This is a genomic window from Limosilactobacillus avium (assembly GCF_947381485.1).
Lineage (GTDB): Bacteria > Bacillota > Bacilli > Lactobacillales > Lactobacillaceae > Limosilactobacillus > Limosilactobacillus avium.
The window spans coordinates 1-279 of the sequence record NZ_CANCWN010000113.1 but is presented as its reverse complement, the minus strand read 5'-3'; the positions used below and the strand labels follow the sequence as shown (position 1 = coordinate 279).

Below are 279 nucleotides of genomic sequence, written 5' to 3'. Positions count from 1 at the left end.
AACTAAACGTAAACACCATCAATCTCATCCACAAGCCAAAAAGTGCTTAGGACCTAACATTGCTCAACGTCCACAGGTTGCGGACCAACGGTCCGAAATTAGTCATTGGGAACTAGATACAGTTCAGGGACAGAAAAACGGTAATGACAGTGTTGTACTAGTAATGACTGATCGCCTTTCACGGGTTAATATCACGAGTAAAATTGCTGGTAAAACTGCGCATGCAGTAAATCAGTTCTTTATAAATTTACGCCAGAAAATGGGCACAGATGCTTACTA

At 41.2% G+C, this 279-nt stretch carries 1 pseudogene; it reads left to right on the top strand.

Annotated features, from left to right (window positions below):
* Positions 1–279, top strand: a pseudogene (locus QOS01_RS10525) (IS30 family transposase); the annotation flags it as partial.